The organism is Pseudoroseomonas ludipueritiae, from assembly GCF_014490445.1.
Taxonomy (GTDB): Bacteria; Pseudomonadota; Alphaproteobacteria; order Acetobacterales; family Acetobacteraceae; genus Pseudoroseomonas; species Pseudoroseomonas ludipueritiae.
The window spans coordinates 1-15,416 of record NZ_JACTUZ010000111.1 but is presented as its reverse complement, the minus strand read 5'-3'; the positions used below and the strand labels follow the sequence as shown (position 1 = coordinate 15,416).

The following is a 15,416-nucleotide window of genomic DNA, read 5'->3' as shown; positions in this document are numbered from 1 at the left end:
CGGCCGGCAGGCGGGGTGGGGGAGGCGGGCGCCGCGCGACGGGCTGCGCCCGCCCGCGCGGCGGTCTCATGGCCTCAGGTGGCCTTGGCTTGGCGCGGGCGCTTCACGCGGCCTTGGGCAGCAGGCGGGAGGTGGATTCCGCCCAGGCGAAGTACAGTTCCCGCGCCTTGGTGCCGACCGGCCCGATCGGCAGCTTGCGGCCCTCGAAGTTGGTGCAGAACTGCACCTTGCCGAAATTGCCGGTGGCGAAGATCTCATCCGCCTCGCGCAGCATCTGCGGCGTCACCTGGCATTCGCGGGCCTCGATGCCGGCCTCGCGCAGCAGGGTCAGCACGCGGGTGCGGGTGATGCCGGCCAGGAAGGTGTTGTTGGCCACCGGCGTCATCACCACGCCGCCCTTCACCATCATCAGGTTGGAGGTGGCGAACTCCGCCACATTGCCCTCGAAGTCACAGAGCACGGCGTTCTGGAAGCCCTTGTCGCGGGCCGAGGCGGCGGCGCGGGAGGAATTCGGATACAGCGCCGAGGCCTTGGCATTGGTGGGCGCCATGTCCGGCGCCGGGCGGCGCTCCGGCACCAGGCAGGCGGAGAAGCCCTGCGAGGCATCCGGCATCGGCGCGTCATAGATGGAGAGCACGAACTCGGTGCTCTCCGGGTCCGGGAAGGCGGCGCCGATGCCACGGCGGACAAAGAACTGCGGGCGAATGTAAAGCTCGGCATCGGCCGGCATCTTGGCCACGCCCTCGCGGCACAGCGCCTCGATGGCACCGGCTTCCAGGCTCGGCTTCATGCCCATGTTCAGCGCGCTCTGGATGGCGCGGGCGCAATGCAGGTCCAGGTCCGGCACCAGGCCACGGATGGCCCGCGCGCCGTCGAACACAATGGAACCCAGCCAGAAGGCATGATCCATCGGGCCCAGCAGCTTCGGCTCCTCGGTGGACCACTTGCCCTCGTGCCAGAAGACGCCAGCCATGATTCGCTCCCTGATTTGCGGATCGGCACGCCAGAACGCGCGCCTGCGCCGATCAAGGTGACACGGGAAACCAGGGAAATGAAGGGCGGCGGGCGCGAAATGGCCGACGGTGGCCAGGGGGCGCCGCCTCCTGGACCCCTGCTGGGGTGGAAAGTCCACCCCAGACCCCGCTTCGAGTTTGAGGGGACTTTAAGGCCAAGGCGCCGTGTTGACCGCAGGCGTGGCAGAGACTTCTGGAAAGCCACGCGGGCTGAGGGCTCAGTCGCCGGAGGTCCAGACCTCCGGCGGAAAGCCCAACTGATGGCGGGGTCTGGGGTGACACTGTCACCCCAGCGGGGTGGACTGGAGGGGCAGGGCCCCTCCAGTCACGGCCTCAATGCGCTTCCGCCCAATTCGCCCCGTGCCCGATCTCGGCCCGCAGCGGCACGCGCAGTTCCGCCACGCTTTCCATCACCTGCTTCACCAGGGCGGAGGTGGCGGTGAGCTGCCCCTGCGGCACCTCGAACAGCAGTTCGTCATGCACCTGCAGCAGCATCTTGGCGTCCAGTCCGGCATCCTTCAGGGCCTTGGGCATCCGCACCATGGCGCGCTTGATGATCTCGGCCGCCCCGCCCTGGAAAGGGGCGTTGATGGCCGCGCGCTCGGCATTGCCCCGGCGGGACATGTCCTTGGAGGTGATGCCGTCGATCCAGAGCTTGCGGCCGAAGGGCGTGAGGACGAAGCCGTTGATGCGGGCTTCCTCCTTCAACCGCTCCATCTCGGCGCGGATGCCAGGATATTGGGCGAAGTAGGCGTCGATGATGCCCTTGGCCTCGCCCGGGCCGATGCCGAGGCGGGCGGCCAGCCCGAAGGCCGACATGCCGTAGATGATGCCGAAGTTGATGGTCTTGGCGCGGCGCCGGGCCTCGCGGTCCACCTTGTCCGGCTCCAGCTTGAAGATATCGGCCGCCGTGCGGCTATGGATGTCCTCGTCCTTCTCGAAGGCGTCGCGCAGGCTGGGCACATCGGCAAGGTGAGCCAGCAGGCGCAGCTCGATCTGCGAATAGTCGGCGGCCAGCAGCACATGGCCGGGCGAGGCCACGAAGGCGCGGCGGATGCGCACGCCTTCCTCGGTGCGGATGGGGATGTTCTGCAGGTTCGGCTCGGTGGAGGAGAGCCGGCCCGTCGAGGTGATGGCCATGGAGAAGTCGGTGTGGACGCGGCCGTCGCGCGGGTCGAGCTGCGCCGCCAGCCCTTCCACATAGGTGGATTTCAGCTTGGAAAGCTGGCGCCAGTGCAGCACCGTCTTGGGCAACTCGTGCCCACGGGCGGAGAGGTCCTCCAGCACCGCGGCATCGGTGCCCCAGGCGCCGGCCTTTCCGCGCTTGCCGCCCGGCAGCTTCATCTCGTCGAAGAGAATTTCTCCGAGCTGCTTGGGGGAGCCGACATTGAAGGCACGGCCGGCGAGTTCGTAGATCTTCTGCTCCAGCGTCACCATGCGCTGGGAGAAATCCTCGCCGATGCGGGCCAGTTCCACGCCATCGACGCGGATGCCCTCCATCTCCATCTGCTTCAGCACGCCGATCATGCGGCGCTCGATCTGCTCGTAGAGCGCGAGCGACTTGTCGGTGCGCAGCCGGGGCTTCAGCATCTGCCACAGCCGCAGCGTGACATCGGCATCCTCGGCGGCATAGGCGGTCGCCTTCTCCAGCTCCACCTGGGAGAAGGGGATGCGGTTGCGGCCGGTGCCGGTGACCTGGTCGTAGGGGATGGGGCTATGGCCGAGATGGCGCAGCGACAGCTCGTCCATCCCATGCCCGTGCCGGCCGGCATCCATGCTGTAGGAGATCAGCATGGTGTCATCCACCGGCGCGACCTCGATGCCGCTATTGGCACCCTCGGCCTGCGGGCGGCCGAGCACTTCCAGGTCGTACTTGGCGTTGTGCAGCACCTTCAGGGTACCGGGGTCTTCGAGCAGCGGCTGGAGGGCGGAAAGCGCCTCGCGCAGCGGGATCTGCACGGGCGCCTCGGGCGCCGCTTCCAGCATGTCGCCATTGCCCGGCTTGGGGCCGTGGCCGAGTGGGATATAGCAGGCGCGGCCCGGCGCGATGGCCAGCGAGATGCCGACCAGCTTCGCGTGCAGCGCGTCCAGGCTGTCCGTCTCGGTATCCAGCGCCACGGTGCCGGCGGCGCGCGCCTCCTCCACCCAGCGGTTCAGGCTGTCGAGGTCGGTGACGGTCTCATAGGGGCCGAAGGCGGGCGCATCCTCCGGCGGCGTGCCGACCGGCTCAGCCTGGGCAACGACCTGCGGCGCGTGGCGCGGCTGGCTGGTGGCAGGGGTGCCGCTATCGCCTTCCAGCCCCATCCGGTGCAGCAGGGAGCGAAAACCCTGGTCGCGCAGGAAGACGGCCAGCTTGCCGGGTTCCGGTGGCTGGGCCAGCAACTCGTCGATGGGCCGGGGCAGGGGAGCATCGGCGTCCAGCAGCACCAGCTGGCGGCTGATGCGGGCCTGCTCGGCGAAATTCTGCAGCGACTCGCGGCGCTTGGGCTGCTTGATCTGCCCGGCGCAGTTCAGCAGGTTCTCCAGGTCGCCATATTCCTGGATAAGCTGGGCGGCGGTCTTCAGTCCGATGCCGGGCACGCCGGGCACGTTGTCCGTGCTGTCGCCGGCCAGCGCCTGGACTTCCACCACCTTGTCGGGCGTGACGCCGAATTTCTCGAAGACCTCGGGCTCGCGGATCGGCTTCTGCTTGATCGGGTCCAGCAACTGGACATTGGGCCCGACGAGCTGCATCAGGTCCTTGTCGGAGGAGACCACCGTCACCTGCCCGCCCTCGGCCGAAAAGGCCTTGGCATAGGCGGCGATCAGGTCGTCGGCCTCGTAATTCTCCAGCTCCAGGCAGGCCACGCCGAAGGCGGCCGTGGCCTCCCGGATCAGCGCGAACTGCGGCACCAGCTCCGGCGGCGGCTCGGGGCGGTGGGCCTTGTAATCGGCGTAGATCTGGTTGCGGAAGGTGACGCGGGAGCGGTCGAAGACCACCGCGATATGGCTGCCCGCATGCTTGGTCAGGAAATTGCCCAGCATGCTGGTGAAGCCGAAGACGGCATTCACCGGCACGCCATCCGGCCGCGTCATCGGCGGCAGGGCATGGAAGGCGCGGAAGATATAGCCCGAGCCATCGACCAGGATGAGGTGCGGCTTGTCCTGCCGCACCACCTCGGCCGGAAGGTCCGCCGGGCCAGCGGCCCCCTTAGTGATGGCCATCGTCCCCGGCGCCCTCGGCCAGCACATAGGTGCGGGAGCAATAGGGGCAGGTCACCTGCCGGTCCTCGATGCGCAGATAGACCAGGGGATGACCCAGCGCGCCACCGCCATTGTCGCAGCCGACGACGCGGCTGTGCACGGTGATGGTTTCCTCCGGCGTCACGCCGGGGGTGGCCTTGGGGGTGTAGCCGGTCAGTTTCTCGTCACGCATCGGCCTGGGTTCCGGATCATGCGGCAGGGGTGGGCCGGACCATAAGGCGAACGGGCGCGCGGGGCAAAGGGCGGCGGGAAAAGGAAGGCCGGGGGAAGGAATTCCCCCGGACCCCCATCTTTCTTCTTCGAGCTGGAGCTGAACGGCGCTGGCGGCGCCGGAAACAAGGGCGCCAGGGCGGCCCCCACAGTCGCCGGAGGTCATCGACCTCCGGCGTATCCATTCCGGGGTGCGGCCGCAGGCCCACCCGAAAACAGGCAAAAACAAAAGAAGGGGGGTCTGGGGGGAATTCATTCCCCCCAGTGCTGTCATTGCCCCTGTTCGATCACCTTCGGATGCTCGTCCACCACCGGCTGCCCGCGCGTCTTCCAGAGCGAGAGCGCGATGGAGCCGGCGATGATGCCGCCCGTGACCATCAGGGCGTATTCCACCGGGATGGCCTTGCCGCCCGCGTACCAGTTGGCCAGCATCTTCACGCCCACGATCATCAGCACGATCGAGAGGCCATGCTTCAGGTACTTGAAGCGGTGGATGACGCCGGCGAGGGCGAAATACATCGCCCGCAGGCCCAGGATGGCGAAGACATTGGCCGTGTAGACGATGAAGGGGTCGGTCGAGACGGCGAAGATGGCCGGGATGCTGTCCAGCGCGAAGAAGAGGTCCGTCAGCTCGATCAGCACCAGCACCAGCAGCAGCGGCGTGACCATCAGCTTGCCGGCTTCACGCACCGTGAAGGCATTGCCGCGGTAGCCAGCCGTCACCGGCAGGTGGCGGCGCATCCAGGCCAGGATAGGGCTTTCGGTGGGGTCTTCCTCCTCATCGGCGGAGCGCAGCATCTTGTAGCCGGACCAGACCAGGAAGAGGCCGAAGACCACCATCAGCCAGTCGAATTCCCGCAGCAGGGCGGTGCCGACCAGGATCATCACGCCGCGCATCACCAGCGCGCCCAGGATGCCCCAGAAGAGCACGCGGTGCTGATAGGCCGCCGGCACGCCGAACTTGGCGAAGAGCAGCACGAAGACGAAGATGTTATCGACCGAGAGCGACCATTCGATCACGTAGCCGGTGAGGAATTCCAGGCTCTTGGTCGCCCGTTCCTCTTCCGTCGCGCCATAGGTCATGCGCAGCCAGACAAAAAAGGCGCCGGCCAGCGCGATATAGGCGGCGGACTTGAACAGCGCGGTGCGGACAGGCACCGGCTCGGGCTCCCCATTGGGGCCCTTCTTGGCGAAAATGCCGAGGTCGAGCAGCAGCAGGCCCAGGACGGCCGCGTTGAACACGACCCAAAAGACGGGTGAGGCTTCCATGCCGAAAGGCTCCTCCAGAAAGGGGCCCGGCCACGCGGACGCAATTCGTCCGAGAGGTGGAAGCGCGCCGGGCCCGGTTGCGCGAGAAGTCGATCCGACATCACGAGGACGGGCTCGGCATGGAGCGCCGCCCGGTCGCCAGAGGGGCCCGGATCGTCGCGAACATGAATTCCCTGTCATGAAATGGCAAGGCTTTTCGTGGCGGGTGCCGCATTTACCGCCGCCCCCCGGAACCGCTATTTCATCCGCCATGCCGCACCGCACAGGGGTTTCCGGGCTGTCCTGGCTGCTGGCCGCCGCGCTGGCGCTGGCCGGTTGCGCGCCGCAGGTGGTGCCGCTGGGCAATGCCGCGCTGGGCTATGGCCTGGATGCAAAGGCCGGTGCCGAGGTGCCGCGCGGCGAGGCCCCCGTGCCTGTCGCCCCGCTGGCCGAGCCGATTCCGGCCCCGGATGGCGCGCTGCTGCCCCACCGGCTCTGGCCGGCGGAAGGCGGCCCGCCGCGTGCCCTGCTGCTGGCCCTGCATGGCTTCAACGAGCATGGCGGCAATTTCCTGCTCGACAGCCTCGGCGATCTCACGGCGGCGGGGGTGGAAGTGCATACCTACGACCAGCGCGGCTTCGGCCAGGCGCCCTCCCGCGGCTACTGGCCGGGCACCGAGACCCTGGCGCGCGATGCCGCCGCCGCCGCCGCCTACCTCAAGGCGCGCAACCCGGATGTGCCGCTCTTCCTGCTGGGGGAGAGCATGGGTGCCGCCGTGGCCCTGCTGGCCGAGACGGGGGAAGCGCCGCCGCCGGTCGACGGGCTGGTGCTGCTCGCCCCTGCCTTCTGGTCGCGCGACGCGGTGGGGCCGGTGGCGGTGGGGATCTTCTGGGCCCTGGCGCATAGCGTGCCGGCGCTGGGCTTCCCCGCCGCCGCCGGCGGCATCTCGGCCAGCGACAACCTGGACGCGCTGCGCCGCAACGGGCGCGACCCGCTGGTGATCAAGGTCACCCGCGTCGATGCCGCCTGGGGCCTGCTGGATGCCATGGACCGCGCCACCCAGGCGCTGCCGCGCTGCTGCGCCGTGCCGGTGCTGATCCTGCAAGGTGCCAAGGATGCGGTGGTGCCGCCGGACGTGACGCGCGCCGCGCTGCGCCGCATGCCGCCCGGGCCGCGCCTGGCGCGTTACGCCGAGGGCTTCCACCTGCTGCTGCGCGACAAGGTGCGCGGCGTGGTGGCCAAGGACCTGCTGGCCTGGATGGCCGACCCCCGCGCGCCGCTGCCCTCGGGCGCCGACCGTGTGGGCCAGGCCTGGATGGCGGCGGAACAATGAGCGGAAAGGAGGAGGCATGATGCTGCGGCGCCGGGTTCTGCTGGGGAGCCTCCCAGCGCTGGCACTGGCCGGTGCGGCGCGGGCGGAAGGCGCCGGCCGCGCCCCCTATGCCCCGGCCCGCGCCGAGGTCTGGGACTTCACCGCCCGCAACGGCCGCCGCTACCGCGTGCTGGTCTCCTGGCCGCCGGGGGAGGTGCCGGAACAGGGCTGGCCGGTGCTTTACGCCCTGGACGGCAATGCCATGTTCCCGCTGCTGACCGGCGCCTGCCGCCTGCTGGCCGATGAGCACCAGGGGGTGGTCGTCGCCATCGACTTTCCGCTCGATGATTCGGAACCTGAGCGGCGCGACTTCGAATACACCACCCCCGCGCCCGGGGCCCGCAGCCGCAACGGTGGCGCCGATGCCCTGCTGGCGGTGATCCAGGACGAACTGAAGCCGGTGGTGGAGGAAGCCTTCCGCATCGACCCGGCGCGGCAGGCGCTCTTCGGCCATTCCTATGGCGGGCTCTTCGTGCTGCACGCGCTCTTCACCCGGCCGGAGACCTTCTCCACCTGGGTGGCGGCCAGCCCCTCCATCTGGCGTGGCGGCGAGCCGCTGCTGCGCGAGGCCGAGGCCTTCATGGCGCGCCCCAGCCTGCCGGGCCCGCCGCCGCGGCTGCTGATCACCTTCGGGGAGCTGGAAGGGCGCGTCCGCTTCAGCGGAGCCAGCTCCAGCGGCCCTGGCGGCGCCCGCCGCGTGATGGCCGACAATGCCCGTGAGATGGCGGCGCGGCTGAATGCCGTGGCCGGACGCTTCGGCGCCATCACGGTGCAGGAGTTCGAGGGTGAGAACCACGGCAGCGTCCGCGCCGCCGCCGCCGGCCGCGCCCTGCCTTTCGCCTTCGAGGGCTAGCCTCTGGCACCCCTGTCAGGGCAGACCTGCGCCGCCCTCGGTTGAGCCGGGCGGCGCAACAGTTTATCCCGGCGCGGAACGCGCCACCCGGCCCGAAAGGTTTGCCGCATGACCGACCTGGTATCCATCCGCCGCGCCCTGATCTCGGTGCACGACAAGACCGGTCTGGTCGATTTCGCCCGCTTCCTGGCGGGCAAGGGGGTGGAGATCCTCTCCACCGGCGGCACCGCGCGCCTGCTGCGCGACTCCGGCATCGCCGTCACCGAGGTATCGGACCACACCGGCTTCCCCGAGATCCTGGATGGCCGGGTGAAGACCCTGGTGCCGCAGATCCACGGCGGCCTCCTCGGCCGGCGCGACGACGCGAAGCACGTGGCGCAGATGGAGGAGCACAGGATCGCGCCGATCGACCTGCTGGTCTCCAACCTCTATCCCTTCGAGGCCACGGTGGCGAAGGGCGCCTCCTATGAGGAGACGGTGGAGGAGATCGATATCGGCGGCCCGGCCCTGACCCGCGCGGCGGCCAAGAACCATGCCGATGTGGCCGTGGTGACCCACCCGGGCCAGATGGCGGAGCTGCAGGCCGAGATCGAGCAGACCGGCGGCACCTCCCTCGCCACCCGCAAGAAGCTGGCGGCGGCGGCCTTCTCCCGCACGGCGGCCTATGACACCGCCATCTCCACCTGGTTCGCGCAGAAGCTGGAGCAGGATTTCCCGCCCAGCCTGGCCGTCGCCGGCATCCTGAAGCAGACCCTGCGCTATGGCGAGAACCCGCACCAGCAGGCCGCCTTCTACACCGATGGCAGCAACCGCCCCGGCATCGCGACGGCCACCCAGGTGCAGGGCAAGGAACTCTCCTTCAACAACCTGAACGACACCGACGCCGCCTTCGAATGCGTCGCCGAATTCGATCAGCCCTCCATCGTCATCGTCAAGCACGCCAATCCCTGCGGCGTGGCCAGCGCCGGCAGCATGGCAGCCGCCTGGGACCTGGCGCTGCGCTGCGATCCGGTCTCGGCCTTCGGCGGGATCGTCGCCGCCAACCGCCCGCTGGATGCGGCGGCGGCCGAGAAGATCTCCGCCATCTTCACCGAGGTCGTGGTGGCCCCGGACGCGGATGAGGAAGCCAAGGCGATCTTCGCCCGCAAGAAGAACCTGCGCCTGCTGCTGACCGGCGGCCTGCCGGACGCCGCGGCGCCGGGGCGCATCATCCGCTCCGTCTCCGGCGGCTTCCTGGCCCAGTCCCGCGACGCCGGCCGCGTCTCCGCCGAGACGCTGAAGGTGGTGACCAAGCGCGCCCCCACCGAACAGGAAATGGCCGACCTGCTGTTTGCCTTCCGCGTCTGCAAGCATGTGAAGTCCAATGCCATCGTCTATGCCAAGGGCGGTGCGACGGTGGGCATCGGCGCCGGGCAGATGAGCCGGGTGGACAGCGCCCGCATCGCCGCCTGGAAGAGCGCCGAGGCCGCCAAGGCCGCCGGCCTCACCGCGCCGCTGGCCCATGGCTCGGTGGTGGCCTCGGACGCCTTCTTCCCCTTCGCGGATGGCCTGCAGGCGGCGGCGGCGGCCGGCGCCACGGCGGTGATCCAGCCGGGTGGCTCCATCCGCGACAATGAGGTGATCGCGGCGGCGGACGAGGCGGGGCTGGCCATGGTGCTGACGGGGATGCGCCACTTCCGGCACTGAGACGGGGAAAAGTCTGGGGGAATGAATTCCCCCAGGCCCCCTTCTTTATTCTGCGAGTTCACGGGTGCGCCTGCGGCGGCACCCGTTTTTTTGTGCCCGGATGATGGGGACCGGAGGTCATGGGTCCCCGGAGGTTGGGCGGCCATGGCCTGGGCGGAGGTCCCAGCATCCTTTTCAAGCTTGTCCAGGGCTACGATGCTGCCGTGCTGGCGCAGCACTGAGCTGATCCTGACGGGATGGGGAGAGTGGCTTGGAAGCCTTGAAGGCCGGAACGAAAACGCGCCAGGGCTTGGTGGCTTCGGCCGCCATCGGGCTCACGGTCCTTTCAGGGCTCCTCTACGTCCTGGGCTACGCGCTCTCCAAGAACTTGGTCACGGATCACGGCCTGAGCCCCTTGCAGGTCACTTTCCTCCGCTGCTTCGTGATCCTTCTGGTCGGCCTGGCCGCCACCTCCTGGCCAGGGAACCGGATGACCTGGCGCCGCCTGTTGCGGCCCGAGGAGGCGTGGCAGCAGAGAGCGGCGGCGGCCGCGCTCGTCGCCTCGAATGCGCTCGCGGTGCTTGCCTATACCCTCCTCTCCGTCACCGCCGCTTCTGCCCTCGGTTTCACTGCACCGCTCCTGCTCGCCCTGCTCGGCGGTCTTTTCCTGCGCGAGCGAGTCTCGCTCGGCCGTTGGCTCGGAACCTTGGTCGGCTTCGCCGGCATGCTGCTGATCGTGAAGCCGGGCGGGGAGGCCAGCCTGTTCGGTATCGCGGCGGCCTTCGCAGGTGCGCTGACCTATGCCGTTTATCAGATCCTCATCCGCCGCCTGCGTGAGGTTGCCACCACGCTTGACACGATCATGCAGGTCGCCCTGGTCGGCGTTGTCCTGCTGGCTGTGCCGGTTGCTGCCGATTGGCGCCCCGTCAGCCTCCTGTCCGCCGGGTCGGTCGTGGTGGTGACCGTCGTTCAGACCGCCGCATTGGCGAGCATCGCTGCGGCCCTGCACCGGGGCGAGGCGTCGCGGCTGGCGCCCTGGCAGTTCTCGGGACTGCTATGGGCCATGGCGCTCGACGCTCTCTTCCTGCATGCCACGCCGACGCCTGGGAGCCTGTTCGGTGCCCTCCTTGTCATTGGCGGAGGCGTGCTGGCACAGGCGCTCAAGTCCCCGGAGCGCACCTAGCTAGGCCTGCCCCCGCTCCGGCCCTTCCTGATGGAGTTCTCACTCCCTTTGGAGCCCGCACGCGAACTCGAAGAAGAAAGATGCGGGTCCGGGGGAATTCATCCCCTGGCCTTTTTCTTTCACCTCTTGCACCGGCTGCTCCCAGGCGGGAATGCTGCCCCAAGGAACGCAGGGTGAACGATGTCTGAGACCATGCTGTTGATCGCCGTGGCGGCCCTGGGGGTTCTGGTGCTGCTGCTGGCAGTGGCGGCCTTGCGCCGCCCGGCGGCGGCCGATCCGACCGAGGCTTTCGCGCTGCTGGCGGGCAAGCTGGAGGCGGTGGCGGCGACGCAGGAGCGGCTGGCGGGCTCAACACTGGAACGGCTGGCGCAGCAGGACCGTACCCTGGCGGAGCGGCTGGAGGGCGGCGCCAGGCGGATGGACGAGGCCATCGCCGCCCAGAACCGCCGTATGGCCGAGGACCGGCTGGCCAGCGCCGACCGGCTGGCCCAGGTGGCCGAGTCACTGAACCGCGCCATTGCCGCGCAGAACCAGCGGCTGGATGCCGCCCTGGCGGGGCAGGGGGAGAAGCTCTCCCGTAGCCTGGCGGAACAGGCGCAGCGGGCGCAGGAAACGGCGGGGCAGATCCATGAGCGGCTGGCGGTGATCGACGCTGCCCGGCAGAACATGGAGGCGCTGGGCACGCAGGTGGGCACGCTGGCTTCCATCCTGGGCAACAAGCAGGCGCGCGGTGCCTTCGGCGAGATGCAACTGCGGCAGTTGATCGAGGACCGCCTGCCGCCGGAGGGTTTCTCCTGGCAGCATGTGCTCTCCAACGGCACGCGCTGCGACTGCCTGATCCGCCTGCCGCATCCGCCGGGGCCGGTGGTGGTGGACAGCAAGTTCCCGCTGGAAGCCTGGCAGGCGCTGCGCGACGCGGGCGAGGATGTCGGCGCCCGCACCGCCGCCTCGCGGCAGTTCTCGGCCGATATGCGCAGGCATGTGGACGATATCTCGAGGAAATACCTGATCGCGGGGGAGACGGCGGAGGCCGCCATCCTCTTCGTGCCCTCCGAGGCCGTTTTCGCGGAACTCCACACCGGCTTCGCGGCCGTGGTGGATGAGGCGCAGCGGCGGCGGGTTTATGTCGCCTCCCCCACCACGCTCTGGGCCATGCTGAGCGCGATGCGGGCGCTGATGCAGGATGTGCGGATGCGCGCCCAGGCCGGCCGCATCCAGGAGGAGGTGGGGCGGCTGGTGGAGGATGTCTCCCGCCTCAATGCCCGCGTCGGCGGGCTGAAGCGGCATTTCGACCAGGCGCAGGACGATATCCGGCAGATCGAGATCAGCACCGATAAGATCGTCCGCCGTGGCGGGCGCATCGAGTCGGTGGATCTGGAGGATGCCGCGCTGCCCGCGCCAGCCGGTGAAGGCGCCGGCCCGGCCGCCAGCCTGCCCGGATAAGTGCCGCGCCCTGTCCGCACCCGGCGCTGCCGTGGGCGGGGAAAGCCGGGTGCCGTGGTGAAAGCGGCTTTCCGCCGCCGCGCGGCAGTGGCATCCAGCCGGCGGGCAGCCGGAAGGGCAGGGCATGCAAGGCAGGATCGTCTCGGTCGGGCGCAGCCCGGTGCATGGCTTCAGCAAGCCACCCTGCGGCAGCATCACCCTGCTGGCCGGCCTGGGCGTGGAAGGCGATGCCCATGCGGGGGAGCAGGTGAAGCACCGCTCCCGCGTGGCGGCGGACCCGACCCAGCCCAACCTGCGCCAGGTGCATCTGTTCCATGCCGAGATGCTGGCGGAACTGGCGCATCGGGGCTTCGCGCTGGCGCCGGGCGATATCGGCGAGAATGTCACCACCGCCGGGCTCGACCTGCTGGCGCTGCCGCGCGACACGCTGCTGCATCTGGGCGATGGAGCGGTGCTGCGCGTCACCGGCCTGCGCAATCCCTGCGCGCAACTGGATGCTTTCCGTCCCGGGCTGATGCGCGCCCTGCTGGACCGGGATGCGGAAGGGCGGCTGCTGCGCCTGGCCGGCATCATGGCGGTGGTGCTGCGGGGCGGCACCCTCTGCCCGGGCGATGCCCTGCGCGCCGAGCCGCCGCCCCCGCCGCACCAGCCGCTGGAACGGGTCTGAGCGCATCCTCCCGGCATCGTGCCGCGTTGCTTCCCCTTGTGTGGCGGCGCGGGCCACCGACATACCGGGGCAAGAGCGGCATCTTGGCCGTCCTGCAGGAGAGAAACCGATGCCAGTTGACGTGAAATACACCACCTCGGCCACCGCCACGGGCGGCCGCGACGGCCGTGCCACCACCAAGGATGGCTCGCTGGACGTGAAGCTGGCGCCGCCGAAGGAAATGGGCGGCAGCGGCGACGGCAACAACCCGGAGCAGCTTTTCGCCGCCGGCTATTCCGCCTGCTTCCTGGGCGCCATGAAGGCCGTGGCCGGGCAGGACAAGAGCCTGCCGCGCGTGCCGAACGATGCCACCGTCACGGCCACCGTGGGTATCGGCCCGCGCTCGGAAGGCGGCTTCGGCATCACCGCGGCGCTGGAGATCTCGCTGCCCGGCGTGGACAAGGCCCAGGCCGAGGCGCTGGTGCAGAAGGCGCACCAGGTCTGCCCTTATTCCAACGCCACCCGCAACAACGTGGACGTGAAGCTGACGGTGGTCTGACCACCGGCGGCCGCGCGCTTCCCCTCAGGGGCGCGCGGCCAGCCAGTCGGCGAAAAGCCCCTCGGCCAGGGCGCGCGGCGAATGCGCCGTGAAATCGGCCACCACTTCCGCCATGCCGAAATCCGCCAGGCCGGTGCAATGCTCGGCGCCGCGCATGTAGATGTTGCGCGCCTGCACCCCCTCCAGCCCGCAGAGCGCCAGCAGGTCGCAGAGGCCGGAGCGCACCCCGGCGAAATAGCCGCATTCCGCCACGAAGCCCGGCAGTTCCCGCAGGTCCAGGTCCAGTTCCGGCACCCCTTCCTCGCCAAAGAGGGACTCGGCCGCGCTGTTGTTGGTGGCGTTCATGGCCACCGTGAAGCCCGCGGCCCGGAACAGCACGATGGCCTCCCGCCACATGTCGCGGAAATGGTTGAAGCGGCTGGAGGTGAGGGAGAAGAGCGTATTGGCCAGCGGCGAGAGAAAGACCGTGCGCCCCCGCTTCAGCCCCAGTTCCGCGAAGCGCCGGCGGGCGGCCTCGTCCCAGGACGGTGGCGGGGCGATCGGTGGCCGCTCCGGCAGGATGCGCTCCGGCAGCAGCGGGGCGCCGGAGAGCATCACCGCCGCCAGCTTGTCCCAGAGGAAGTTGCTGGCCAGCGCGGGATCGGCCAGCCGGCGCAGCTCCTGGCTGCGGAACCAGGGATTCTCATAGAAGAGCGAGACATTGCCCGGCGCCAGCCGGTTCAGCGCCAGCGGCGCCGGCACCTCCGTGTCATTGGGGATGGCCTCGAAGCTCAGGCCCGGCACGGCGCCGAAGAACTCGGTCAGGGCGGTGCGGCTGGCCCGGTGCAGCACATGCACCGGCTGGCCGGAGGCGTGGCTGAAGGCCGCGAAGCCCGCCAGGTAGAGCAGCGTATCGCCGACATTGCCGGTGTTCAGCACGGTGACGATGCCGGGCCGCTCCGGCCGCAGGAAGGGCTGGCCGTAGCGGCGGGTGATGAAGGCGCCGATGGCGGCGATGCCATCCTGGTCCCCGGCGCGCAGCAGGTCCGCCAGATGCGCGCCGGTGGCGGGGACATTGGTGAAGCCGGAGGCAAAGGCCGCCAGCCTGTCCACCGCCGCGACCGGCGCTTCCTCCCGCGGCAGGGCGGCGGCGCCATGGCGCAGCAGATGGCCGACCAGCGCCGGCGCGCCCAGCGCCACGGCCGGGATGGTGATGCCCGGGGCGCCGCAGTTGTTCAGCGCCGCCGTCAGGGCCTGCATCCCGCGCCGCTGCAACTGGTCCCCCAGGCCCGCGGCGCGGTGCAGCAGCAGCGCCAGGCTTTCCGCCAGCACCTGCGGCCCGCGTGCCGTCAGGCGGCGCAGCAGCGGTGCCATCTCGGCGCCACCCGGCCCCTGCTGCTCCGGAATCAGGGAAAGCGCGCGTTGCAGCCCGGCCAGCAGCAGCCCTTCATCCGCGGCCTCGCCCAGCACGCGGCCATAGCTTTCCAGCGCCGCCGCGCGGTCGCCCGCCATTTCCTGCAGGCTGCCGGCCTTGAGGCTCAGTTCCAGGCTCTTGAAGCCCTGGGCGCGGCGGCGGAAGTAATCCTCGCCCATCCGCGCCATCGGCAGGCCCATCTCCGGCTGGTTCCGCCGGATGCAGAGGTCCGGGATGCGGTAGAAGAGCCCGCCATCCTCCACCGTTAGCGGCAGGCGCAGCAGCATGGCGGCATCCTGGCGCCCGGCCAGGGCATAGATCAGGTCCGGCTCCAGCCAGAGCAGGGGCAGCGGCAGGGTGGCGGCCTGCGGCAGCGGCTGGCCGGCCTGCACCCGGCGGCGCAGCAGGAAGCGGAACCAGGCGGCTTCCAGGGCGAAGTAGCCATGGCCGCTGGCGCGGGTGGCGGCCTCGCCAAGGTCGGCCTGCGGCTGGATCAGCTCGGGCAGCAGCGCCGCCGCCTCGGCCGTGACGTCATGGCCGGCGCTTGCCAGCTCGCGCAGCCGGGCTTCCCGCCGCAGCAGCGCCTCG

Annotated in this window: 12 protein-coding genes; 7 read left to right on the top strand and 5 right to left on the bottom strand. The window is 69.9% G+C overall.

Features of this window, described 5'->3' with window-relative positions; genetic code table 11:
* Window positions 1-103 precede the first annotated feature (103 nt).
* The 4 genes from IBL25_RS18820 to IBL25_RS18805 form a co-directional block, all read right to left on the bottom strand.
* The gene (locus IBL25_RS18820; protein WP_187780059.1) at window positions 104-973 is read right to left on the bottom strand and encodes a branched-chain amino acid aminotransferase; all 870 of its coding nucleotides are present in this window, start codon (window positions 971-973) and stop codon (window positions 104-106) included.
* Between the two features lie 373 nt (window positions 974-1,346).
* Window positions 1,347-4,217, bottom strand: coding sequence for a DNA polymerase I (gene polA, locus IBL25_RS18815; RefSeq protein ID WP_187780058.1), 2,871 nt, complete (start codon window positions 4,215-4,217; stop codon window positions 1,347-1,349).
* A complete protein-coding gene (locus tag IBL25_RS18810; protein WP_187780057.1) occupies window positions 4,204-4,428 on the bottom strand; it encodes a zinc-finger domain-containing protein in 225 nt (74 codons plus the stop codon). The genes polA and IBL25_RS18810 overlap by 14 nt, the downstream gene beginning before the upstream one ends.
* Before the next feature lie 308 nt (window positions 4,429-4,736).
* Window positions 4,737-5,735: a TerC family protein gene (locus IBL25_RS18805; protein WP_187780056.1), complete on the bottom strand. Its 999-nt coding sequence runs from the start codon at window positions 5,733-5,735 to the stop codon at window positions 4,737-4,739.
* A gap of 250 nt (window positions 5,736-5,985) precedes the next feature.
* Here IBL25_RS18805 and IBL25_RS18800 point away from each other — a divergent pair, with 250 nt between their 5' ends.
* From IBL25_RS18800 to IBL25_RS18770, 7 genes are all read left to right on the top strand, one after another.
* Entirely contained in the window at window positions 5,986-7,047 is a 1,062-nt protein-coding gene (locus IBL25_RS18800) for an alpha/beta hydrolase (RefSeq protein WP_187780055.1), read from the top strand.
* A 16-nt stretch (window positions 7,048-7,063) separates the two neighbouring features.
* Window positions 7,064-7,939: an alpha/beta hydrolase gene (locus tag IBL25_RS18795; protein WP_187780054.1), complete on the top strand. Its 876-nt coding sequence runs from the start codon at window positions 7,064-7,066 to the stop codon at window positions 7,937-7,939.
* Window positions 7,940-8,047: 108 nt separating this feature from the next.
* Window positions 8,048-9,625 carry a bifunctional phosphoribosylaminoimidazolecarboxamide formyltransferase/IMP cyclohydrolase gene (gene purH / locus IBL25_RS18790; protein ID WP_187780053.1) on the top strand — a complete coding sequence of 526 codons (1,578 nt, stop codon included), beginning with the start codon at window positions 8,048-8,050 and terminating at the stop codon, window positions 9,623-9,625.
* 250 nt (window positions 9,626-9,875) lie between these two features.
* A complete protein-coding gene (locus IBL25_RS18785; protein ID WP_187780052.1) occupies window positions 9,876-10,787 on the top strand; it encodes a DMT family transporter in 912 nt (303 codons plus the stop codon).
* Between the two features lie 180 nt (window positions 10,788-10,967).
* Window positions 10,968-12,230, top strand: a complete 1,263-nt coding sequence (locus IBL25_RS18780) for a DNA recombination protein RmuC (RefSeq protein ID WP_187780051.1) — start codon at window positions 10,968-10,970, stop codon at window positions 12,228-12,230.
* A gap of 124 nt (window positions 12,231-12,354) precedes the next feature.
* The gene (locus IBL25_RS18775; RefSeq protein WP_187780050.1) at window positions 12,355-12,897 is read left to right on the top strand and encodes an MOSC domain-containing protein; all 543 of its coding nucleotides are present in this window, start codon (window positions 12,355-12,357) and stop codon (window positions 12,895-12,897) included.
* 109 nt (window positions 12,898-13,006) lie between these two features.
* Window positions 13,007-13,435, top strand: a complete 429-nt coding sequence (locus IBL25_RS18770; RefSeq protein ID WP_187780049.1) for an organic hydroperoxide resistance protein — start codon at window positions 13,007-13,009, stop codon at window positions 13,433-13,435.
* A 24-nt stretch (window positions 13,436-13,459) separates the two neighbouring features.
* Here IBL25_RS18770 and IBL25_RS18765 read toward each other — a convergent pair.
* On the bottom strand, window positions 13,460-15,416 hold a 1,957-nt coding region (locus IBL25_RS18765; protein WP_202986816.1), incomplete at its 5' end, for a hypothetical protein.